The sequence below is a fragment of the Eubacterium sp. AM46-8 genome (assembly GCF_003466705.1).
In the GTDB taxonomy this organism is placed as follows: Bacteria; Bacillota; Clostridia; order Lachnospirales; family Lachnospiraceae; genus Lachnospira.
Window position 1 is genome coordinate 69,722 of the sequence record NZ_QSEU01000002.1, and the last position, 22,360, is coordinate 92,081.

22 protein-coding genes are annotated in these 22,360 nt (G+C 38.5%); 17 read left to right on the forward strand and 5 right to left on the reverse strand.

Annotated features, from left to right (window positions below; all coding sequences use genetic code 11):
* Positions 1–8: 8 nt before the first annotated feature.
* Entirely contained in the window at positions 9–1,127 is a 1,119-nt protein-coding gene (locus tag DW963_RS01780; RefSeq protein WP_117913608.1) for a YhgE/Pip domain-containing protein, read from the reverse strand.
* 124 nt (positions 1,128–1,251) lie between these two features.
* Here DW963_RS01780 and DW963_RS01785 point away from each other — a divergent pair, with 124 nt between their 5' ends.
* The 8 genes from DW963_RS01785 to DW963_RS01820 all read left to right on the forward strand — a co-directional run bounded on the left by DW963_RS01785 (position 1,252) and on the right by DW963_RS01820 (position 9,941).
* A complete protein-coding gene (locus DW963_RS01785; RefSeq protein WP_117913609.1) occupies positions 1,252–3,075 on the forward strand; it encodes a glycosyltransferase family 8 protein in 1,824 nt (607 codons plus the stop codon).
* A 17-nt stretch (positions 3,076–3,092) separates the two neighbouring features.
* The gene (locus DW963_RS01790; protein ID WP_117913610.1) at positions 3,093–3,917 is read left to right on the forward strand and encodes a lysophospholipid acyltransferase family protein; all 825 of its coding nucleotides are present in this window, start codon (positions 3,093–3,095) and stop codon (positions 3,915–3,917) included.
* A gap of 73 nt (positions 3,918–3,990) precedes the next feature.
* On the forward strand, positions 3,991–4,950 hold the full coding sequence (locus DW963_RS01795; RefSeq protein WP_117913611.1) for a ketopantoate reductase family protein: 960 nt from the start codon (positions 3,991–3,993) through the stop codon (positions 4,948–4,950).
* 211 nt (positions 4,951–5,161) lie between these two features.
* Positions 5,162–5,461 carry a metal-sensing transcriptional repressor gene (locus DW963_RS01800; RefSeq protein ID WP_012739694.1) on the forward strand — a complete coding sequence of 100 codons (300 nt, stop codon included), beginning with the start codon at positions 5,162–5,164 and terminating at the stop codon, positions 5,459–5,461.
* 24 nt (positions 5,462–5,485) lie between these two features.
* Positions 5,486–5,863: a heavy-metal-associated domain-containing protein gene (locus DW963_RS01805; protein WP_117913612.1), complete on the forward strand. Its 378-nt coding sequence runs from the start codon at positions 5,486–5,488 to the stop codon at positions 5,861–5,863.
* Positions 5,864–5,869: 6 nt separating this feature from the next.
* The gene (locus DW963_RS01810; protein ID WP_117913613.1) at positions 5,870–8,413 is read left to right on the forward strand and encodes a heavy metal translocating P-type ATPase; all 2,544 of its coding nucleotides are present in this window, start codon (positions 5,870–5,872) and stop codon (positions 8,411–8,413) included.
* A gap of 1 nt (position 8,414) precedes the next feature.
* Complete coding sequence (locus DW963_RS01815) at positions 8,415–8,978, forward strand: NUDIX hydrolase (protein ID WP_117913614.1); 564 nt, start codon at positions 8,415–8,417, stop codon at positions 8,976–8,978.
* Between the two features lie 18 nt (positions 8,979–8,996).
* Positions 8,997–9,941: an alpha/beta fold hydrolase gene (locus DW963_RS01820; RefSeq protein WP_117913615.1), complete on the forward strand. Its 945-nt coding sequence runs from the start codon at positions 8,997–8,999 to the stop codon at positions 9,939–9,941.
* Positions 9,942–10,018: 77 nt separating this feature from the next.
* Here DW963_RS01820 and DW963_RS01825 read toward each other — a convergent pair whose 3' ends face one another.
* Positions 10,019–10,918, reverse strand: coding sequence for a DegV family protein (locus tag DW963_RS01825; protein ID WP_158568604.1), 900 nt, complete (start codon positions 10,916–10,918; stop codon positions 10,019–10,021).
* A 180-nt stretch (positions 10,919–11,098) separates the two neighbouring features.
* Between DW963_RS01825 and DW963_RS01830 the strand changes: the two genes are divergently transcribed.
* The 9 genes from DW963_RS01830 (at position 11,099) to yihA (ending at position 19,707) form a co-directional block, all read left to right on the forward strand.
* Positions 11,099–11,647, forward strand: a complete 549-nt coding sequence (locus DW963_RS01830) for a DJ-1 family glyoxalase III (RefSeq protein WP_117913617.1) — start codon at positions 11,099–11,101, stop codon at positions 11,645–11,647.
* 21 nt (positions 11,648–11,668) lie between these two features.
* Positions 11,669–12,796 (forward strand): D-alanyl-D-alanine carboxypeptidase family protein, encoded by a 1,128-nt coding sequence (locus DW963_RS01835; protein WP_117913618.1) that lies wholly within the window; start codon positions 11,669–11,671, stop codon positions 12,794–12,796.
* Positions 12,797–12,915: 119 nt separating this feature from the next.
* Positions 12,916–13,125, forward strand: a complete 210-nt coding sequence (locus DW963_RS01840; protein WP_117913619.1) for an alpha/beta-type small acid-soluble spore protein — start codon at positions 12,916–12,918, stop codon at positions 13,123–13,125.
* A gap of 204 nt (positions 13,126–13,329) precedes the next feature.
* Positions 13,330–14,619 (forward strand): trigger factor, encoded by a 1,290-nt coding sequence (gene tig, locus DW963_RS01845; protein WP_117913620.1) that lies wholly within the window; start codon positions 13,330–13,332, stop codon positions 14,617–14,619.
* A 42-nt stretch (positions 14,620–14,661) separates the two neighbouring features.
* Positions 14,662–15,243, forward strand: coding sequence for an ATP-dependent Clp endopeptidase proteolytic subunit ClpP (gene clpP / locus DW963_RS01850; protein WP_117913621.1), 582 nt, complete (start codon positions 14,662–14,664; stop codon positions 15,241–15,243).
* 124 nt (positions 15,244–15,367) lie between these two features.
* The gene (gene clpX / locus DW963_RS01855; RefSeq protein ID WP_117913622.1) at positions 15,368–16,636 is read left to right on the forward strand and encodes an ATP-dependent Clp protease ATP-binding subunit ClpX; all 1,269 of its coding nucleotides are present in this window, start codon (positions 15,368–15,370) and stop codon (positions 16,634–16,636) included.
* 62 nt (positions 16,637–16,698) lie between these two features.
* Entirely contained in the window at positions 16,699–18,348 is a 1,650-nt protein-coding gene (locus DW963_RS01860; RefSeq protein ID WP_353652747.1) for an LON peptidase substrate-binding domain-containing protein, read from the forward strand.
* 17 nt (positions 18,349–18,365) lie between these two features.
* Positions 18,366–19,052 carry a S16 family serine protease gene (locus tag DW963_RS13890; RefSeq protein WP_353652748.1) on the forward strand — a complete coding sequence of 229 codons (687 nt, stop codon included), beginning with the start codon at positions 18,366–18,368 and terminating at the stop codon, positions 19,050–19,052.
* A gap of 19 nt (positions 19,053–19,071) precedes the next feature.
* Entirely contained in the window at positions 19,072–19,707 is a 636-nt protein-coding gene (gene yihA, locus DW963_RS01865) for a ribosome biogenesis GTP-binding protein YihA/YsxC (RefSeq protein WP_117913623.1), read from the forward strand.
* Positions 19,708–19,763: 56 nt separating this feature from the next.
* Here yihA and DW963_RS01870 read toward each other — a convergent pair whose 3' ends face one another.
* Genes DW963_RS01870 through DW963_RS01880 form a run of 3 tightly spaced genes read right to left on the reverse strand, consistent with a single transcriptional unit; the run spans position 19,764 to position 22,319 of the window.
* Positions 19,764–20,279 (reverse strand): DUF4364 family protein, encoded by a 516-nt coding sequence (locus DW963_RS01870; protein WP_117913624.1) that lies wholly within the window; start codon positions 20,277–20,279, stop codon positions 19,764–19,766.
* The gene (mnmL, locus tag DW963_RS01875) at positions 20,269–21,162 is read right to left on the reverse strand and encodes a tRNA modification radical SAM protein MnmL/YtqA (RefSeq protein ID WP_117913625.1); all 894 of its coding nucleotides are present in this window, start codon (positions 21,160–21,162) and stop codon (positions 20,269–20,271) included. Before mnmL ends, DW963_RS01870 begins: the two co-directional genes overlap by 11 nt.
* 2 nt (positions 21,163–21,164) lie before the next feature.
* Complete coding sequence (locus tag DW963_RS01880; protein WP_117913626.1) at positions 21,165–22,319, reverse strand: NAD(P)-dependent malic enzyme; 1,155 nt, start codon at positions 22,317–22,319, stop codon at positions 21,165–21,167.
* Positions 22,320–22,360: the final 41 nt, after the last annotated feature.

Consider the following 22,360-nt stretch of genomic DNA (forward strand, 5'->3'; position numbering starts at 1 on the left):
AGACTTGATTAACTGGTATTTTGCTGAAGTGTTTCAGGTGAATCAGTAAGAATATCGGCACACTGCTGAACAAGGTTGTATGCGATATTCTCCATAGCATTAACAGAAGCAAGAGCTGACTTTAAGGCTGTGATAACTGCCGGGTCAATTCCATCTACTTTACTAAGAGAATCAATGGCATCTTCAAGTGCCTTATTCTGGTCTATAAGTTCCTTTAACTGTTTGTTGGCTTTACTAAGCTCTACACCAGCCTGTCCGACATCAGTGATTGAAAGCTGCACAGCTTTATCAAGAGAATCAAGCACACTGTCAGATAGTTCATTCATTGCTTTAAGCTGCGCATCAATCTGTTTTGCAATATCGTCTGTGACATTATCAAGAGATTTATTGGCAATATCAGCAACATCAGTTGTTCCGGTAAGAACATCTTTAATCTGTGGAAGAACCTCCTGAAGTTTTGCAAGATTATCTGCCAGGTCTGAATTACTCTTAATAAACATGTCAATCATGGTATCGTAAGAATTAATATTGGCAGATACACTATGTAAATCTTTAACTGTCTTTTCAATAATTGAAGGATCATTTTCAGCTATTTCGTTAAGTCCCTGCATAATAGTCTTAACACACACATCAATGAATTCGGAATTGATAGTGTTCTGAAGAGTGCTTTTTCCTGTATCTGTAATCTTGGAAGCAACAGCATTTTTCTTGGAATTCTCATAATATGTAACTGTTGGTGGATTAAGACCATTGTCAAGGAAGTCATACAGGCTTCGTGAAAAGTCCTCACCAACAACGATAACGGCATAGTACTTCCCAGCATTCAGTTTATTCATGGCTTCATCTTTAGTTTCCGGAAAACGCCAGCCTAATTTATCATTCGAATGAAGCTGTTCAACAATCTGTTCTCCCATATTGATAGTGGAATCATCAGATTCAGAGTAGCCTTCATCTTCAGAAACAATAGCAATCTGGACAGACGCAGTGTTTGCGTAAGGATCCCAGTTGGAATATATGTTAAACCATGCGTAAAGTGATGGAATAAGGCACAGACCAAGCGCAATAGCTAAAGCCAGAATATTCCTGCTAAGACCTTTCAAATCTTTTTTGAAAATCTTAAATATCATAACATTCCTCAATTCTTTAATTATCGTTTAAAACTTATATGTATTTTACTTAAGAAACTGGGGAAAATCAATACAGAGAGGATAAATCAGACATATTTAATAAATTAAGAAAGGATACGGATTTATGAACATATTGTATTGTGGTGATAAACCAATGCAGAAGGGGATTCTTTTATCTTCAATGTCTCTTATTAAAAATGTGGATGAACCGTTAAATATATATATTCTCACGGTTGATTACAGGGAAAAAGGTATTAATTACAAGCCAGTTGATAAAGCATTTGCAAAATATCTGAAAGAAAAATTGAATAAATCGGACATTAAAGTAAGTATCTTTCTTGTTGATGTTACAAGATATTTTGTTGAGGAGCTGCCGGAAGCAAATATGCAGAGCAGATTTACTGCGTGCTGTATGCTGCGCCTTTTTGCTGATAAGACAGATATTAAGGATAGAGTTCTTTATCTGGATACTGATGTGTTGTGCAGAAAAGATTTTAGGGATTTTTATTATCAGAATATGGATGGCATAGAGATTGCGGGAGTTTCTGATTATTATGGCAGATGGCTTTTCGGTGATGGTTACATTAATTCCGGAGTAATGCTTATGAATATGAGGATGATAAGACAGAACGGGCTTCTGGAAAAATGTCGTGAACAGTGCATAAGAAAGGAAATGTTTATGCCTGACCAGACGGCTGTTAATACATTTGCAACAAGAGTTAATCTGTGCGGACGAAAGTTTAATGACCAGAGGAGGCTGCATGACAACACTGTTTTTCAGCATTTTACAACTACCTTCCGGGTGTTTCCGGTGATAAGGACTGTTTCAGTCAAGCCGTGGGAGATTAACAAAATGCATAATATACTTGGGCTTCATGAATATGATGAACTGCTGGATTCTTATAACAGGGAGTATAAGGAATATAGGGAGATTTCGCGTATTCCTGTGTTTTTCTCGATTAATGAACAGTACGCACCATATCTGGCAGTGTGCCTTAAATCACTGGCCGTACATGTGGCTGGGGATGAGCGTTACCGCATTATTGTTATGTGCGATAATGTGAAGAATATTACTATGATTCAGCTTCGTAATGTGATAAAGGATTATGAAAACATAGATATTGAATTCGTTGATATAAGAAAGAAAATGTACGAATATTCTGAAAGCTTTGGACAGACAGTTACTGACAGGCAGGAAAACAGGCTTTATTCAGGCGAGTTTACACTGACGATATATTTCAGGTTATTTATTGCAGAGCTTTTTCCAGAGCTTAATAAAGCTGTGTATATTGACTCTGATACCGTAATAAATGATGACATTGCAAAGCTTTATTCAGTTGATATGGGAGATGCAATGTTTGGTGCAGTAAGAGATACATTTGCAGGAAATAATACAATACTGGCTCATTACATTGAAAATGTAGTGGGAATAGAGCGGAATGAATATGTCAATTCAGGAGTGCTTCTTATGAACCTTGATAAGATAAGACAGTCTCATCTTGCAGACAGATTCTTAAAGCTTATGGCTGAATATCACTTTGACAGTGTTGCACCTGACCAGGATTATATTAATGCTATGTGTGCAAAAGAAATATATTTTCTTGATAAGGAATGGAATGTTATGCCTAACAAGGGCGGGGAGTATATAGCAAGACCGAAGCTGATACATTATAACCTGTTTGACAAGCCGTGGCATTACAGCGAGATTCCGTATGAGGAGTATTTCTGGCAGTATGCGGCGGAGTCGGGATTTTATCCATTGCTGATTAAACAGCGCAAGCAGTATGGGGATAATGAAAGGAAAGCTGACCGTGAGAATTTAAAGAAGCTTCTTGCAAGGGCTGAGAATATTGCGGACGGTGATGGGGTTAAGTTTTCTGATGTTGTGGGAAGCAGATTTGTTGTGGATAGTGGTTTCGTGAAGGATAGCAGTGATGCTGCAAAATAAATTATGTCGGAGGAGATATGATTGGTGATAGGGAGCAGGTCTATGAAAATATTAGGACGGCTGTAAGCCTTAATCAGTTGAATTCAAAGGTTGAGCCGGGAGACCCTAAGCTGTTACGCGAAGATAAAGAAGCATTACTAAGACATTATATTGATTACCGCACAGCATATGGTTTTTGTGTGAAGAAATATATTGCAGAAGCTATATTTCATGCTGGGACTTCTGCGGTGGGGCTTATAACACAAGTTGACGGACTTGAGAATCTTTCTGGAATCAGAGGTCCTGCGATTGTAACATGCAATCATTTCAGCCCGTTAGACCCTGCAATTGTCAGGTTTGCCATGAGAAAAGCAGGATTCACACGAATGAGTATTGTTAATCAGGATACTAACCTTGCGATGAAAGGATTTGTCGGGTATATGCAAAGATATGCTGACACAATGCCTGTAAGCAGCCTGAAATGGTTTATGGAGACAGAATTTCCTAATCAGATTAAAAATGCACTTGATGAAAACAAACTTGTACTTATATATCCTGAGCAGGAAATGTGGTTTAATTATCGGAAGCCCCGTCCATGCAAGAGAGGTGCATATCTGTATGCGGTAAAGTTTAATGTGCCGGTGATTTCGCTGTTTGTTGAACAGCAGGTTAAAAGTACACATTTGCACACATTCAGGGTACATGTCATGCCAGTAATATATCCGGACAGACAGCTTGATGAAAGAACAGCAAGTTTAAGAATGCAACACACAGACTATGAGCAGAAATGTGCTGCATATGTCATGGCATATGGAAAGAAGCTGACTTACGATTTTGAAGAGGGCGATATTGTAGGAAGATAAAGGCATTTGACGCGGAAAGAATTGAAGTGTATATATATTTGAAGAAATTACAAAGATTGAGAGGAAAATGTATATGAAGATACAATCAGTGGCAGTGCTTGGAGCAGGAGCAGTCGGTTCTTATGTTATATGGGGACTTTCAGAAAAGAAGGATATAGATTTAAGTGTTATTGCAAAGGGAGAAAGAGCGGAAAGACTTAAGGCAGAAGGCTGTCTGATTAATGGAAAGACATACCACCCGGAGGTATTGACCCCAGAGGAAGCAAAAGGTGTTGACCTTCTTGTTGTATCATTAAAATACGGCGCACTTGCAGGTGCATTAGATGATATTAGGGAAGCCGTCGGTGAGAATACAATTGTCATGAGTCTTATGAATGGTGTTGACAGTGAAGAGATAATATCTACCAAGATAGATAAATCACATATCATTTATTCACTTATAAAGGTGGCGTCACACCGCGAAGGAAAGGAATATGTGTTCAATCCTGAGACTACAATAGGCATTATATATGGTGAGGAAGCTGCACCATTTGAGAGTGAGAGAGTTGTGGCAATAAGAGATTTATTTGACGGAACAGGAATTAATTACAGGGTGACTGATTGTATTAAAGAAGAGATATGGAGCAAGTATAGACTTAATATCTGTAACAATCTTCCACAAGCTATTATTGGAGCAGGTGTTGGCTGTTATACAGACAGTGAGCATATGAAAGCAATCAGCGCAGGACTGCGTAAGGAGGTTGAAACAGTAGCGCTAGCCAAAGGCATTGATATGAGCAGATGCGCAGATAACTCAAGCCGTGGAAGTGCAGTTCCACCAACAGCAAGATATTCAACACTGCAGGACATTGATGCAGGCAGACACACAGAGATAGATATGTTCTCCGGCGCAATGATGCGTATGGGAAAAGAACTTGGAATTGCTACGCCATATAATGAATATACATATCACATCATCAAGGCACTTGAAGAGAAGAATGATGGCATGTTTGATTATGATGAGAACAGTGAGGCTGTGACTTATTCAAAGTAAGAAAGAGCTTGTTGGGGAGTGGAAGACCCACTAAAACAATAATGCCACATTTATGATAAATTATCTCAGTAATCCAACTTGACATATACCCTACGAGGGTATATTATACACAATGTAAGCAGAACATACCCCGGCGGGGTATGTGAAACATATCGGATAAACACAATGAAGTGTTATCTGGACATAGGCGGAAGCAAATCATGGAGGCGTAATGGAAAAAGAATGTTGTTGTCATAAGACTAAAGAACGCGATGCCAAGGAATATAAAGACCTCTGTAACAGGCTTAGCAGAATTGAAGGTCAGATAAGAGGAATTAAGGGAATGGTCGAGAAGGATGCATACTGTATTGACATTCTTAACCAGGTGTCGGCTGCCCAGTCAGCGCTTAACAGTTTTACTAAAGTGCTTCTGGATAATCATATCAAGAGCTGTGTAGTCCGTGATATTAAAGAAGGCAAGGACGATACGGTAGAAGAGCTTGTTAAGACAATTGGCAAATTCATGCGATAAGAATTATAAAAGGAGATACATAATATGGGAACGGCTATAATAATTGGAATATTAGCAGTAATAGTAGTAATCGCAGTGATAAGCAGTGTTAAGCATATGAAAGGTGAAGGCGGCTGCTGTGGCGGTGGTGGAGATACTGTTGCAGAAGAGAAGAAGATTCTTGATAATCCTGTAATTGATGTCAAGACTGTTGACATTGAAGGCATGCATTGTGAAAACTGCAAGAATAGTATTGAGAGATCTGTTAATAAGATTGATGGTGCTTCATGCCAGGTTAATCTTAAGAAGAAGCAGGCAACAATTGAAGTTGACAGAGAAATCGATGACGCTGATATAAGAATTGCGATTGAGAGACTTGATTTTAAAGTTACAGGAATAACAACTAACCGCAAGGAGGCGTAGCGTGATATGGAACAGTACAATGTTACAGGAATGAGCTGTGCAGCGTGTCAGGCGAGAGTCGAGAAGGCTGTCAGCAAAGTGCCTGGAGTGGAAAGCTGTTCAGTAAGTCTTCTTACTAATTCAATGGGTGTTGAGGGAACTGCACCCACAGATGTAATCATTAAAGCTGTGGAAGCTGCGGGATATGGTGCATCAGTTAAGGGGGCAAAGAACAGCAGTCCTTCAATGCAGGAGCAGGAAGATGCGCTGGCAGATAAGACAACCCCAGTTTTAAAGAAGAGATTAACAGCTTCAGTTATATTTCTTATTGTGCTTATGTATTTCAGCATGGGACATATGATGTGGGGCTGGCCACTTCCATCAGTGCTTGAAGGAAATCATGTGGCCATGGGCCTTATACAAATGCTGCTTACAATAATAATAATGGTTATTAATCAGCATTTCTTCATAAGTGGCTTCAAGGGATTGTTACATCGTTCGCCTAATATGGACACACTTGTTGCGCTTGGCTCAGGAGCAGCATTTGTGTGGAGTATATATGCACTTTTTGCCATGACAGACTGTCAGGTAAGAGGTGATATGTCAGGTGTAATGCACTATATGGATGAATTCTATTTTGAGTCAGCGGCTATGATTCTTACACTTATAACAGTAGGGAAAATGCTTGAAGCCCGATCAAAGGGAAAGACAACCGATGCATTAAAGAGTCTTATGAAGCTTGCTGCCAAGACGGCAGTACTTTATGCAGATGGGCAGGAAACATGCGTCCCTGTTGAACAGGTCATGACAGGTGATATATTTATTGTAAGACCAGGTGAGAATATACCTGTAGATGGTGTCATCATTGAAGGTAATACTGCAGTTAATGAAGCAGCTCTTACAGGTGAGAGTATTCCTGTTGATAAACAGGAGGGGGATCAGGTAAGTGCAGCAACACTTAATACATCAGGATATATAAAGTGCAGGGCGACAAGAGTTGGAGAAGATACAACACTTTCCAAGATAATACAGATGGTAAGTGATGCGGCTGCAACTAAAGCGCCTATTGCAAAGGTTGCTGATAAAGTTTCAGGTGTATTTGTGCCTGCGGTTATAACAATAGCGGTTATAACAACAATAGTATGGCTGTTATGTGGCAAGGACTTAGGATTTGCACTTGCGAGAGGAATCTCAGTGCTTGTAATAAGCTGTCCTTGTGCGTTAGGACTTGCAACTCCGGTTGCAATTATGGTTGGTAACGGAGTAGGAGCAAAGAACGGAATTATGTTCAAGACTGCCGTTTCACTAGAGCAGGCAGGCAAGATGCAGATAGTCGCACTCGATAAGACGGGTACTATTACAGAGGGAGAACCAAAGGTTACGGATATTGTAACAGGTGATGGAATTTCACAGAAAGAACTCGTTGCTATAGCGTATGACCTTGAAAAGAAAAGTGAGCACCCACTTGCAAAGGCTGTTGTTAATTATGTAGAAGAGAGTGGAGATAAGAACTCATTTGCAGAAGAAGTAACTGACTTTAAGGCAGTAGCTGGTAACGGACTTAAAGGAAAGCTTGGTACAAATGTAGTGGCAGGCGGTAATCTTAAGTTCATTTCAGATTATTGTAATGTCTCTGATGATTTAAGGGAAAAAGCTGACAGTTTATCATCAGAAGGAAAGACGCCACTTTTCTTCGCTAGAAATAATGAGCTTCTTGGAATAATAGCTGTTGCGGATACTATCAAGAAAGACAGTCCACAGGCTATTAAAGAACTTCAGAACATGGGAATAAGGGTTGTAATGATTACTGGAGATAATGAAAGAAGCGCGAAAGCTATAGGAAAGCTTGCCGGAGTTGATGAGGTTATTGCAGGTGTTCTTCCTGAAGGAAAAGAAAAAGAAATAGCAAGACTTAAGGAGCAGGGCAGTGTTATAATGGTAGGTGATGGGATTAATGATGCACCGGCACTTACAAGAGCAGATATAGGTATTGCGATTGGAGCCGGTACAGATGTTGCGATAGATGCGGCTGATATAGTTCTTATGAAGAGCAGATTATCAGATGTACCTGCAGCTATAAGGCTTTCAAAGAGAACTCTTACCAACATACATGAGAACCTGTTCTGGGCATTCTTCTATAATTGCATAGGAATCCCACTTGCAGCAGGTGTGTGGATACCAGTATTTGGATGGACACTTAATCCAATGTTTGGTGCAGCAGCTATGAGTTTATCAAGCTTCTGTGTAGTAACGAATGCGTTAAGACTTAATCTTATAAAGATATATGATACAGGAAAAGACTATATTTATAAGAAAAAGTCAGGCAAAATTAAAAATAAAACGACAAAAGGAGACGAAACTATGACAAAGACTATGAATATTGAGGGCATGATGTGTGGACACTGTGAGGCTGCAGTTAAGAAGGCACTTGAGGCTGTTGATGGAGTTACAGAAGCAGTTGTAAGCCATGAGAACGGAACAGCAGTTGTTACACTTTCTAAGGAAGTTGATAACGATGTATTAAAGAAGACTGTTGAGGATAAGGATTACAAGGTGACAGCGGTTAAGTAATATGAAATTTGATGGTATTAAGAAAGTAAGTGAAGGCAGATTTATAGACAGATATGACCTTTATTATACAACAGAAGATGATAAGAAAAAGGTTTATGAGATTATAAGCCGTAATAAAGATATTAAGACAATTGATGATGTGCATAATAATAAGACAGATGGTGTGGTTATCGTTGCTACAGATGAGAATGATGAACGTATTCTTATTAATAAGGAATACAGAATGTCTGTAGGTGATTATGTATATAATTTTCCGGCAGGACTTATTGATGCAGGGGAAACTCCGGAGATTGCGGCAAAGCGTGAACTTAAAGAGGAGACAGGCCTTGATCTTATAGCAATTGATGACAAGCTGTATGACAGCTATAGTGCAATAGGCTTTTCTAATGAAACTAATGCTGTTGTTATTGGTAAGGCATCAGGAGATTTTGCACCGAGTACATCAACATTTGAAGAAATCTCAGCTGCATGGTATTCAAGGGAAGAAGTAAGGAATCTTCTTAAGGATAAACATTTTGCGGCAAGAACACAGGCTTTCTGCTATATGTGGGCAAAGAATAAGTAATGTCAGAGGAGGAACTGTATGGTTAAGAAGCAATCTAATTCTTTTATGTCTTGTGATGGAAAGACATCTATTCATGTTGTTATGTGGAGACCTGATGAGAATGAATATGACAAGCCGGTAGCTGTATTGCAGATAAGTCATGGAATGATAGAGTATATAGACAGATATGACGGATTTGCAAGATTCATGGCAGACAGGGGCTTTGTAGTTGTAGGTAATGACCATCTTGGACATGGAGAGTCAGTGTGTTCAGATGATGATCTGGGTTTCTTTAAAGATGAACATCCGGGGGAAGCACTGGCAAAGGATGTGCATCACCTTACAGTTCTGACAAAGAAGATGTATCCCGGTATTCCTTATTATCTTCTTGGACACAGTATGGGTTCATTTGTTACAAGAAAATATATATGCGATTATGGATATGAGCTGGATGGTGTTATTATAATGGGAACAGGACACCAGCCAACACCAATGGTTCTTGTAGGAAAGGCGCTGGCTGATATTACAAGATTTATAAAGGGAGACAGATACAGAAGCAGACTGATTTCTAAGATTATGTTCGGAGCTTATAATAAGCGCATTAAGAATGTAAGAACGTCTAATGACTGGCTGACAAGAGATGAGACAGTAGTTGATGAATACAATGCAGGAAAGCTTACAACATTTCTATTTACAGTTAATGGCTACAGAGGTCTTATGAATATGATTCTGTATGTAAGAAAGCCACGGAATATAGCAAAGATTCCAAAGAACCTTCCAATGCTTATGGTGTCAGGCCTTGATGATCCGGTAGGTGAATATGGTAAAGGTGTATACAGGGCATATAACACATATCATGGACATATTGATGATATTGATTTGAGACTTTTCGAGGACTGCAGACATGAGTTGTGCAATGAACTTAATAAAGAAGAAATATATGAGGAAATATATGGCTGGATTATGGACCATATGAATAAGTAGAATAATAGAAAAGCGGAATGGCAGTTCAAACCATTCCGCTTTTTCGTTAACAGCTTTAATAAATAAAAACTGTATAATTACAATTTAACAGTTGTGTACTTAGGGATGCATGCAATTCCTAATGCATAAGGACCTGTATGGCAGCCTGAGATAATACTGATTCTTGTCTTAAAATCTTCACGTCTTTCAAGAAGCTTGATGCCAAGCTGTGCTTCAACGTCATCTCTGTACTTTTCTGCTTCTTCAAGGTTAGTGCAGTAACCAACTGTGATATCCCAGTCAGCAATTGGTCTTCCTGTTGATTCAATGTATTTCTGAATCATGTCAATAACGTTAGACTTACCTTTGTTTCTTGTCCTTGTGAATCCACCAAGTCCAATCTCACCTTCTTTCATAACAATGATAGGACGGAGACTTAATTTGCTTGTAATTGTGATTGCTGTCTTTGCAAGACGTCCACCTTTGCTTAAATATTCGAGTGATTCTGTTGTGAACATGATTCGTCCATCATTTCTTAAAGACTCAAGGACTTTAATTGTATCTTCATATGAATATCCGGCTTTTCTCATCTGGAGAGCCTGATATATGAAGAGTGAAAATGATGCTGAGTTAAGTAATGAATTGATGACTGTAACCTTAGCATCAGGATGGTCTTCTAATATAATGTCCTTAGCAGTGCAGGCTGAATTGTATGAACCTGAAAAGTATGATGTAATTGTGCATACGATAGCAGGTCTGCCAGCTTCTACACTTGGCATAATAGCATCAACAAAATCCTGTACACTTGGAAGAGAAGACTTTGGAAAAGCACCTTCATCTGTCATTCTTCTATAGAATTCATCATGAGTAATGTCGTATTGTTCTTTCAGGTAGTTAACACCGTCAAATGTTGTATAGAGAGGGACAAGCTTAAGATTATGAGTCTCTGCATATTCTCTTACGATGTCACATGCTGAATCAGTGATTATATCAAACATAATATATATTATCCTCCACGTTGTAAAAACGATTTGTTTTGTTAATTGGAATGATAACACATAGTTTTCAAAACCACAATACATAAATATTAATATTTTGTAAAATATGAGTATCATAAATTAAAAATTTGTTGTATAATTAATTCAAATGTATATTTTTGCTGTTGGAGGAAATAATTAATGAAAGTATGTGCATTTCTCACAGATGGGTTTGAAACAGTTGAGGCACTTGCGGTTATAGATATATTAAGAAGAGCTGATATCAGAACAGATATGATATCAATTACAGGAGATATTAATGTTATAAGTGCACAGGGAGTAGTTGTTAAGGCTGATGCACTTTTAGATGGATACGTATTTGAAGGCGATGAACTTCTTTTCCTTCCAGGTGGACCTGGACATAAGTCATATTATGAATGTAATGAACTGCTTACACTTCTTAAAGAATATGATAAGAAGAATAACAGAATTGCAGCAATCTGCGCTGCACCTTCTATCCTTGGTAATCTTGGCCTTCTTGAAGGTAAGAAGGCGATGGCTTTCCCTGGATTTGAAGACCAGTTAAAGGGGGCGGAGATAATTCCTGCACCACAAAGAGTTGTGACAGATGGTAATATTACAACATCAAGAGGAATGGGAACATCAATAGATCTTGGTCTTGAACTTGTAAAGCTTATTAAAGGGGAAGAACTTTCTGATAAATTAAGAGCTTCTACCCAGTATATATAATTTGGGGGAGCAGGACTAACGATGGAATATGATAATTATAATGAGGTGGAAATCCGCCGCGACAGAAAAAGAAAAGCCCAGCTTAGGAGAAAGAAAAGGCAGAGAGCTTTAAGAATTAAATTAATTATAATGACTGTAGCTGCAATTCTTATTGCTGTAGTTATTATTAATGTTACATCAGGCTTAAGAAAAACATCAAAGCAGAAAGCCGCATTTGCATCAGATATAATTGCAGAAACATATGCTGAGAATGAAACACAGACGCAGCAGCCAACAGAGCCGCCTCTTATATATTCACAGATGGCAGCAGACTATAAGGATTTGTCATCAGATACACATATAGCGTCACCTTATGCTGCATTGCTTGATGTGAATAACCATAAGATAATAGCTGGAAAACTTGCAGACTCTAAGATATATCCGGCATCAATGACTAAGGTTATGACACTTATAGTTGTATCAGAGAATATTGATAAGATGCCGCAGACTTATACATTTGGATTCGAGATGCTTAACAGACTTTACATGGAAGAAGCATCTGTTGCAGGATTCCTTGAAGGTGAGACAGTGGATGTTGAAGATCTTATGTATGGACTTGTGCTTCCATCAGGAGCTGATGCAGCCGAGGCACTGGCTATAATGGTAGCTGGCTCTAATGAAGAATTTGCAAAGCTTATGAATGAAAAATGCCAAGAACTAGGACTTAAATATACGCATTTTACTAATCCGACAGGTTTATATGATGAGGAGCAGTATACAACTCCATCAGAGATGGCAATGATTATGGAATATGCCATGAAAGATGAAACCAGAGCCAAAGTACTTGGAACATATCAGTATAAGACTAAAGCAACAGCACAGCATCCGGAAGGAATACAGCTTACAAGTACAATGTATTCAAGAATATATGGTAATGAAGCACCAGGAGTACTTGTTACTGGAGGAAAGACTGGATACACTAATGAAGCAGGAAGTTGTCTTGTAAGTTACGCTGTAACTAATAAAGGTAATGCATATGTTTTCTGTACAGGAGGAGCAACATACAGATGGGCACCTGTATATGATGAGATATACGTATATAAGAACATAATTCCTGAATCGGCTAAAGATTTAGAAACAGAAACAACCAAGATGTCTCCTAATAATTAACAGCCAGAATATGTCATAATAATTAGAATCATCAGACACATAATAATATCAAGACGATAAGTTATGGCGCCATAACTTTTCGGCTTAAACCTAAAATGTGTTTAATAAGGAGGCTTATTATGGCTAAATCAACAAGTTCTAATTATAAGACTAAGAAGGAAGCACAGAGCGCACTTGACAGATTTAAGATGGAGGTTGCTTCAGAAATCGGTGTTAACTTAAAGGATGGTTACAATGGAGACCTTACATCAGCAGAAGCTGGTTCAGTAGGTGGTAACATGGTAAAAGAGATGATCAGAAGACAGGAAGAGCAGATGGGCGGTAAGTAATCACTGCTGTTTATAACTGAATATGAATTATCTTAAGTGATAAATGGGGCTGTAGTCCGCGTATTTTTCAGTAAATATAAGGATTACGGCCCTATCTTTTATTTTTTTAAAATAGTACTGGTAATCTAAAAACAGTTGTGTTATAATTCGTGGGTATGTTGTACGATAGTAACAATACATATATCATAGGAGGATTAATTTATAATGAGTTTCACAGTTGAGAATTTAGAAGAAAAGAATATGGTTAAACTTGTTATTGAGTCTACTGCTGAGGAGTTTGAGGCAGGTCTTAATACTGCATATAATAAGAATAAGAGCAAGATCAGCCTTCCTGGTTTCAGAAAAGGTAAAGCACCTAGAAAGATGATTGAGAAGATGTATGGCGCAGAAGTATTCTACGAAGATGCTGCTAACTCAATCATTCCAGAAGCATATGCTAAAGCTGCTGATGAGTGTGGTCTTGAGCTTGTTTCTCAGCCAAAGATTAATGTAACACAGTTAGAGGCTGGAAAGCCATTTATCTTCGAAGCAGTTGTAGCTACTAAGCCAGAAGTTGAGCTTGGACAGTACAAGGGTGTTGAAGTAACTAAGGCTGATACAGAAGCAACAGATGCTGATGTAGAAGAAGAATTAAAGAGAGTTCAGGATCAGAATTCAAGAACAGTATCTGTAGCAGACAGAGCTGTTAAGGATGGTGATAACACAGTTATCGATTTCGAAGGATTTGTTGATGGTGTTGCATTCGAAGGTGGAAAGGGAACAGATTACCCACTTACAATTGGATCTCATTCATTCATTGATACATTTGAAGAGCAGATTATCGGTATGAATATCGGTGATGAGAAAGAAATCAATGTTACATTCCCAGAAGAGTATCATGTAGATGAACTTAAGGGTAAGCCAGCTATGTTCAAGGTTTCTGTTAAGGAAATTAAGGAGAAACAGCTTCCAGAACTTAATGATGAGTTTGCTCAGGATGTATCTGATTTTGATACACTTGCTGAATACAAGGATGATTTAAAGAATAAGATTGCTGACAGAAAGTCAAGAGAAGCTAAGGCTAAGCAGGAAGACGAAGCAATTGCTAAGATTATCGAAGACTCTAAGATGGATATTCCAGATGCTATGGTTGACACACAGGTTAACAGAATGGTTGAGGATTTCGCTCAGAGATTACAGCAGCAGGGATTATCAGTTGAGCAGTACTTCCAGTACACAGGTATGACAGCTGATAAGATTATGGACGAGATGAAGCCAGAGGCTGTTAAGAGAATCCAGTCAAGACTTGTTCTTGAGGCTGTTGTTAAGGCTGAGAACATTGAAACTTCAGAAGAAGATTTCGAAGCGGAGTTAAAGAAGATGGCTGAAGCTTACAAGATGGAACTTGATCAGATTAAGGAATTCATGGGAGACTATGAGAAGAAGCAGATTAAGGAAGATCTTGCAATCCAGAAGGCTATAGAAGTTATTACAGGATCAGTTGTTGAGAAATAATCAGATTCTAATGTGAACATTTAGTATATTGGAGGTTGTGTAATGAGTTTTGTACCTTATGTCATTGAACAGAACAGCAGAGGCGAAAGATCATATGATATATATTCACGTCTGCTTAAAGACAGAATTATATTCTTAGGAGAAGAAGTAACAGATGTATCTGCTAACCTTATAGTAGCACAGATGTTATTCCTTGAAGCAGAAGACCCAGGCAAGGATATACATTTCTACATTAACAGCCCAGGAGGATCTGTGTCAGCAGGTTTTGCTATCTACGATACAATGCAGTACATCAAATGTGATGTATCTACAATCTGTATTGGTATGGCTGCAAGTATGGGTGCATTCCTTCTTTCAGGCGGTGCTAAAGGAAAGAGACTTGCTCTTCCTAATGCAGAGATTATGATTCACCAGCCATCAGGCGGTGCAAGAGGTCAGGAAACTGAAATCAGAATCGTTGCTGAGAATATACTTAAGACAAGAAATAAGTTAAACCAGATACTGGCTGCTAATACTGGTAAGTCAGTTGAAGAGATTTCACGAGACACAGAAAGAGATAATTACATGTCAGCACAGGAAGCTGTTGCTTATGGACTTATTGATAGTGTTGTAGAGAAGAGATAATAACTGCTTATGATAAGGAAGGTGCCTGCAGATAATACATTTGCAGGTATCTCCCTTGTTTTTGTGTAATAAGCGGTACCTGTTATGATAACAGGACATGGATATTGGTGATTTGGAGGATGGTATGGCAGGCAGAAATATTGACGAGAAGCTTAGATGCTCATTCTGTAATAAGACACAGGATCAGGTAAAGAAGCTTATCGCAGGACATAATGGCGTTTACATTTGTGATGAATGTGTAGAAATATGCAGCGATATCCTTGATGAAGAGTTTGAAACAGAATCAGATGGTGTAGATACAGTTGATGGAATGAACATTAACCTTCTTAAACCAAAGCAGATTAAGGAATTCCTTGATGATTATGTTATAGGACAGGACGAGGCAAAGAAAGTTCTTGCAGTTGCTGTATATAATCATTATAAAAGAATTATGTCACAGGCTGATCTGGATGTAGAGTTACAGAAGAGTAATATTCTTATGCTTGGACCAACAGGTTCAGGAAAGACATTTCTTGCACAGAATCTTGCAAGACTTCTTAATGTACCTTTTGCAATTGCTGATGCAACAACTCTTACAGAAGCAGGATATGTTGGTGAGGATGTTGAGAATATCCTTTTAAAGCTTATTCAGGCTGCAGATTATGACATAGAAAAAGCTCAATATGGTATCATATATATTGATGAGATAGATAAGATTACTAAGAAATCAGAGAATGTCTCTATAACAAGAGATGTATCCGGAGAAGGTGTACAGCAGGCACTTCTTAAGATATTAGAAGGAACAGTAGCATCTGTTCCGCCTCAGGGAGGAAGAAAGCATCCTCAGCAGGAACTTATTCCTATTGATACAACTAATATTCTTTTTATATGTGGTGGTGCATTTGACGGGCTTGAGAAAATTATTGAATCGAGAATGGATAAGAGTTCAATTGGATTTAATTCAGAGCTTAAGGAAAAGAGCAATGATAATGTTGGTGAGATGTTCCATAAGGCACTTCCACAGGACCTTATTAAATTCGGCCTTATTCCTGAGTTTGTAGGCCGAGTTCCAGTTGTTGTTTCACTTGATTCACTGGATGAGGCATCACTTGTGAGAATTCTTAAAGAACCTAAGAATGCTATTGTAAAGCAGTATCAGGCACTCTTCGGACTTGATGAAGTAGCACTCGAATTCACAGATGAAGCAATCGAGGCGGTGGCTCACAAGAGTTTTGAAAGAAAGACAGGTGCACGAGGTTTACGTTCAATCTTAGAATCAGTCATGAATGAAGTAATGTATGAGATTCCATCAGATGAGACAATAGCCAAATGTATAATAACTAAGGAAGCTGTAGAAGGCAGCGCAAAGCCTCTGTTAGAATACAGAACGGATGCTGTAAAAAAAGCACAGTAATGAATTGATTCAGGCGGACTGTTCGTGATGGACGGTCCGCCATTATTGATAGAGAGGAATATATGAATAACGAATATAACAGACATTATCCCACTATTCCATTGAGAAATGTAACTGTTTTTCCAGGAATGGTAATGCATTTCGATGTAAGCAGAAAGAAGTCGGTTAAAGCTGTTCAGGCAAGCATGGCGGGAGATCAGCTTATATATCTTGTTACCCAGAGAGATTCACAGGTAAGTGAGCCGGGAATAGAGGATTTATATACAGTAGGAACAATTGCCAAAGTAAAACAGATAATCAAGATGCCAGGTAAAATCTTAAGAGTACAGGTTGAAGGACTTGAAAAGGCAATTATAAACAGCTTTGAGGAAGTATCAGGCATGATGATTGCTGATATAAGCGTAATTGATGGATTGGAGAAGCCAGAAAAGGTTGTTTCAAGAGCAATAGTAGTTGGCATGCGTGAACTTTTATCGCAGTATTCACATGTTAATCCTAAGTTTGCCAAGGATACACTTAAGAGATGGATGTCATATAATGATGCAGAAAAGCTGATGATGGAGTTTGCACAGGAATTCCTGATGGATTATGATAAGAGACAGCAGTTTCTTGAAGTTGAAGACTATGAGCAGATGTATACATTTGCAGCAACATTGCTTATTAATGAAATTAATGCATACAGGATTAAAGAAGAACTTGGCAATGCAGTAAGAGAAAGAGTTGATAAGAACCAGAAAGATTACATATTAAGAGAAGAACTTGCGGCAATTAATGAAGAACTTGATGGAGGAACTGCATCGGAGGCAGAAGAATATGAGGCTGCGGTTGAAAAGCTAGATGCACCTGAATATGTAAAAGATAAGCTTAATAAAGAAATAAAGAGACTTAAATCTTTAGCTGGCAATAATGCGGAAGCAAATGTGGAGAGAACTTACATAGAGACATGCATTGAACTTCCATGGAATGTGGGAACACAGGATAATAAGGATATAGACAATGCAGCAAAGGTGCTTGATTCAGATCATTATGGAATGAAGGATATTAAAGAAAGAATTCTTGAATCACTTGCGGTTAGAAATATAACAAGCAGTGGCAAAGCACCTATAATATGTCTTGCAGGACCTCCGGGAACAGGTAAGACTTCTATTGCAAAGTCAGTTGCGAAAGCACTAGGAAAAGAATATGTGAGAATCTGTCTTGGTGGTGTTAAAGATGAAGCTGAGATAAGAGGACACAGAAAGACATATATCGGTGCTATGCCAGGAAGAATTATTGAGGGACTTAAGGGCGCAAAGGTTAACAATCCACTTATGCTTCTTGATGAGATAGACAAGATGAGCAGCGATTATAAGGGAGATACTTCAGCAGCGCTTCTTGAGGTGTTAGACAGCGAGCAGAATGTTAATTTTGTTGACCACTATATAGAGATGCCAGTTGATTTGTCAAATGTGCTTTTTATAGCGACTGCTAATGACTTATCAAGAGTAAGCCGTCCTCTTCTTGATAGAATGGAGATAATAGAGGTTGGCTCGTATACGGCAAATGAAAAGTTTCATATTGCTAAGGAGCACCTTATTAAGAAGCAGATTAAACAGAACGGTCTGCTTGTATCAGATGTTAAATTCACAGATAAAGTTATAAGGACAATTATAGATTCTTATACACGAGAAGCGGGGGTGCGTGGCTCGAAAGACAGATTGCCAAAGTTGTAAGAAAGGCGGTCAGCGAGTTGTATAAGGCAGGTGTATTCACGCCTGATGGAACAAGAGACAAGTCTGTAAAGAAAACAGTTAACATATCTGATAAGAATATTACAGATTATCTTGGAAAAGTTAAGTACAGACCGGATAAGAAGAACCCAAAGGGTGAAGTTGGTATTGTAAGAGGCCTTGCATGGACGCAGGCGGGTGGAGATACTCTTGAGATAGAGGTTATAACGATGCCGGGCAAAGGCGAGTTCAAGCTTACAGGTAATATGGGTGATGTAATGAAGGAATCAGCAAGTATAGCGGTTTCTTACATCAAGTCTGTTACAGAGAAAGGCAGATACAAGGTGGATACAGAATATTTCCAGAAGCATGCATTCCATCTTCATATACCTGAGGGAGCGACTCCTAAAGACGGACCTTCTGCTGGTGTTACAATGGCTACAGCAATGTTATCTGCAGTTACAGGAATTCCGGTAAGGGCAGATGTTGCCATGACAGGAGAGCTTACACTAAGAGGCAGGGTTCTTCCGATAGGAGGACTTAAAGAAAAGCTTCTTGCAAGTAAGACAGCAGGCATAACAAATGTTTTCGTACCAGAAGATAATCAGGCAGATGTAGAGGAACTTGATGCTGAGATAACTGATGGAATGAACATAATATATGTGAATAATGTTAAAGAAGTATTTGCACAGGCACTAATGCATTAAATGAAAGGAGATATGGATTATGGTTATTAAAAAGGTTAATCTGGATATAGTAGTCGGAGTGACAAGTACACTGCCTGAAACTCCATTTCCGGAGGTTGCATTTGCAGGCAAGTCAAATGTTGGTAAATCATCGCTCATTAATGCATTGATGAACAGGAAATCATATGCAAGAACATCATCACAGCCAGGTAAGACACAGACTATTAATTTCTATAATATTAATGACAGCATGTATCTGGTTGACCTTCCAGGTTATGGATATGCCAATGTAAGTCCGGCTGTCAAAGCCAAATGGGGTAAGATGATTGAGAAATATTTAAGAAAGAGTAGCCAGTTAAAGCAGGTGTTCTTGCTGATTGATATCCGTCATGACCCATCTGACAATGACAGAATGATGTATGACTGGATTGTAAATAATGGTTACAGACCTGTAATTGTTGCAACAAAGCTGGATAAGATTAAGAGAAGCCAGATAAGCAAACAGGTTAAAGCTGTAAGAACAGGACTTGGATTAAGACAGGATGATATTCTTATTCCTTTTTCATCACAGACCAAGCAGGGACTTAAAGAATTATGGCAGCTTATAGATTCATATGTACTGCCACAGGAAGAAGTTACAGAAGAATTGCTGGAAGAAACTATAGATAATAAATAAAAAAGCGTTTCGACAGGTAAACTTGAGAAAATCTCATTTGCCTGTCGAAACGCTTTTTACATAAGTTTACGAACAATATAATCATATACTTCCTGACTGTTCTCACGCCATCTTGCACATATTATCTCAGCCTGTTCCTCAACTGGAACATTAAGATTGAGTTCGATAAGAGTTGTATCCCCTTCTTTTAACTGACAGTGTGCAATGTAATTGCCGTTAGATAACTTGTAGCAGTCAGTTACAGTTCCAGCCTCATTCTTTAATTCGTATTTGTTATCGAACAGATAAGTTTCTATATCATCGCGTATCGCAGTTGATATCTTGGTATAGAAAAATGCGATGGTATCCTCACCTTCTTTGGTAAGAGTATAGTGAGTGCTGCTCTGGTGCGTGTAGCCTCTTATAAAGCCGTCCTCAACCAGAGAGTTGATGGTTTCCTGGAAAGTGAAATAATCCGTGTATTGTTTATCCAACATGAAAGATGAGAGCTGTGTGTTGGATAACGGGAAATTCACTTTACTCAGCATATATAAAATCATTAATTTGTACAAAGTGGTTGAGTCAGTGTTCATAATCTTTTCCTTGATAAATCTTATTTTCTTTGAGGTAATGTGTGAGAGTATTAAGAACTCTCTTTTTGTCAGCAGTCCATAATGGTGCTGCAAGAATATTCTTAGGCCCGTCACCGGTAAGTCTGTGTATTACCATATTCTTGGGTAATACAGGGAGTATAGCTCCTATTGCGGCAAGGTATTCATCCATAGTAAGAGCTTTGAATAATCCTTTGCAATAATCATCGTAAAGGTCAGTATCTTTTAAAATGTGCAATAAAGAAATCTTGATTCCCGATGCACCGCTGTCTGCTATATAGCGGGCAGTAGCAATATAATCACTTATGGTTTCGTGAGGAAGACCAATTATCATATGGACAATCGGAGCAATTCCTATGGAAAGAAGATTTTTTACCGCTTCATCATATGTGGATAAAGGATATCCTCTGCGTATATAATCAGAAGACGAATCATTAATAGTCTGCAATCCTAATTCAATCCATACAGGTTTGATGTGGTTAAGCTCATCAAGAAGCTCTAGGATGTCATCGCCGAGACAATCTGGTCTTGTTGCTATAGACAGTATACGGATATCATCTCTTAGTATTACAGGCATAAAAAGTTCACGCAGATATTGGGCATCAGCATATGTGTTAGTAAATGATTGGAAATATGCAATATATTCACTGCCAGAATACTTATTAGATACCAAAGTCTTTGCTTTGTCAATATCTTTAACGGCAAAATCTCCGGAACCATGACCACTGCAGAATATACAGCCTCTTGTATCAAGAAATCCATCTCTGTTAGGACAGGTCATGTTTCCGGAAAGACTTAATTTGTATAATTTTTTACCATAAGTGTCTTTCAGATATTCACTTACAGAATAATAATACGGAAGCATAATTACTTCTCAATATGATCGATTACAGCCTTGCTGACAACATCAGCAACTCTTGGGTCAAATGCTTCAGGAAGGATATTAACATCACTTACTTCGTCATCTGGAACAAGGTTAGCAATTGCAAGTGCAGCAGCAAGCTTCATATCTTCAGTTATCTGTCTTGCACGGCCTTCAAGAGCACCCTTGAAGATACCAGGGAATGCAATAACATTATTTACCTGGTTAGGGAAATCAGAACGTCCTGTACCAACAACTCTTGCACCTGCTGCCTTGGCAACATCAGGCATAATCTCTGGAACAGGGTTAGCCATTGCAAATATAATTGCATCTTTATTCATAGTCTTAACCATATCGGCTGTAACGATGTTAGGAGCAGAAACTCCGACAAATATATCTGCACCACGGAGTGCATCAGCTAAAGAACCAGTCTTGTTCTCAAGGTTAGTTACTTCCATCATTGACTGCTGCATCCAGTTAAGACCTTCTGAAGCCTTAGAAAGGATACCAGACTTATCACACATTGTAACATGCTTAAAACCATATGTAAGAAGAAGCTTTGTAATAGCAACTCCGGCAGAACCGGCACCGTTAACTACTACCTGACAGTCTTCTTTAGTCTTGCCTGTTACCTTAAGTCCGTTAATGATACCTGCTAACACAACGATAGCAGTACCATGCTGGTCATCATGGAATACAGGTATGTCAAGAAGTTCCTTAAGTCTTGTCTCGATTTCAAAACATCTTGGAGCTGATATATCTTCAAGATTGATACCGCCAAATGCAGGTGCAATATTAACTACTGTTTTGATGATTTCTTCTGTGTCCTGTGTATCAAGGCATACAGGTACAGCATTAACATTACCAAATTCCTTGAATAGAACAGCTTTTCCTTCCATAACAGGCATAGCGGCATGAGCACCGATATTACCAAGTCCAAGTACAGCACTTCCGTCAGATACAACAGCGATAGTATTTGCTTTAATTGTGTATTTGTAAGCAGCCTCTTTATCTTTTGCAATAACCTTGCATGGCTCTGCTACACCAGGAGTATAAGCAAGGGCAAGATCTTCTCTTGTCTGAATCTTCATTTTAGGAGTTGTTTCAAATTTACCATTCCATTCTTCATGGAGTCGTAAGGCTTTCTCTGCATTAGTCATAATATCTAATCTTCCTTTCAATTATAGTGCTTTTCACAGCA

Excerpts from the sequence above, each read along its gene's own strand:
- DW963_RS01860 (WP_353652747.1), top strand. The coding sequence starts at position 16,699 with ATGAATAACGAATATAACAGACATTATCCCACTATTCCATTGAGAAAT.
- DW963_RS01820 (WP_117913615.1), top strand. The coding sequence starts at position 8,997 with ATGGTTAAGAAGCAATCTAATTCTTTTATGTCTTGTGATGGAAAGACA.
- DW963_RS01815 (WP_117913614.1), top strand. The coding sequence starts at position 8,415 with ATGAAATTTGATGGTATTAAGAAAGTAAGTGAAGGCAGATTTATAGAC.
- DW963_RS01880 (WP_117913626.1), bottom strand. The coding sequence starts at position 22,319 with ATGACTAATGCAGAGAAAGCCTTACGACTCCATGAAGAATGGAATGGT.
- DW963_RS01800 (WP_012739694.1), top strand. The coding sequence starts at position 5,162 with ATGGAAAAAGAATGTTGTTGTCATAAGACTAAAGAACGCGATGCCAAG.
- mnmL (WP_117913625.1), bottom strand. The coding sequence starts at position 21,162 with ATGCTTCCGTATTATTATTCTGTAAGTGAATATCTGAAAGACACTTAT.
- DW963_RS01870 (WP_117913624.1), bottom strand. The coding sequence starts at position 20,279 with ATGAACACTGACTCAACCACTTTGTACAAATTAATGATTTTATATATG.
- DW963_RS01825 (WP_158568604.1), bottom strand. The coding sequence starts at position 10,918 with ATGTTTGATATAATCACTGATTCAGCATGTGACATCGTAAGAGAATAT.
- yihA (WP_117913623.1), top strand. The coding sequence starts at position 19,072 with ATGGTTATTAAAAAGGTTAATCTGGATATAGTAGTCGGAGTGACAAGT.
- DW963_RS01835 (WP_117913618.1), top strand. The coding sequence starts at position 11,669 with ATGGAATATGATAATTATAATGAGGTGGAAATCCGCCGCGACAGAAAA.
- DW963_RS01790 (WP_117913610.1), top strand. The coding sequence starts at position 3,093 with ATGATTGGTGATAGGGAGCAGGTCTATGAAAATATTAGGACGGCTGTA.
- clpX (WP_117913622.1), top strand. The coding sequence starts at position 15,368 with ATGGCAGGCAGAAATATTGACGAGAAGCTTAGATGCTCATTCTGTAAT.
- clpP (WP_117913621.1), top strand. The coding sequence starts at position 14,662 with ATGAGTTTTGTACCTTATGTCATTGAACAGAACAGCAGAGGCGAAAGA.
- DW963_RS01810 (WP_117913613.1), top strand. The coding sequence starts at position 5,870 with ATGGAACAGTACAATGTTACAGGAATGAGCTGTGCAGCGTGTCAGGCG.
- DW963_RS01780 (WP_117913608.1), bottom strand. The coding sequence starts at position 1,127 with ATGATATTTAAGATTTTCAAAAAAGATTTGAAAGGTCTTAGCAGGAAT.
- DW963_RS01840 (WP_117913619.1), top strand. The coding sequence starts at position 12,916 with ATGGCTAAATCAACAAGTTCTAATTATAAGACTAAGAAGGAAGCACAG.
- DW963_RS01830 (WP_117913617.1), top strand. The coding sequence starts at position 11,099 with ATGAAAGTATGTGCATTTCTCACAGATGGGTTTGAAACAGTTGAGGCA.
- tig (WP_117913620.1), top strand. The coding sequence starts at position 13,330 with ATGAGTTTCACAGTTGAGAATTTAGAAGAAAAGAATATGGTTAAACTT.
- DW963_RS01795 (WP_117913611.1), top strand. The coding sequence starts at position 3,991 with ATGAAGATACAATCAGTGGCAGTGCTTGGAGCAGGAGCAGTCGGTTCT.
- DW963_RS01785 (WP_117913609.1), top strand. The coding sequence starts at position 1,252 with ATGAACATATTGTATTGTGGTGATAAACCAATGCAGAAGGGGATTCTT.
- DW963_RS01805 (WP_117913612.1), top strand. The coding sequence starts at position 5,486 with ATGGGAACGGCTATAATAATTGGAATATTAGCAGTAATAGTAGTAATC.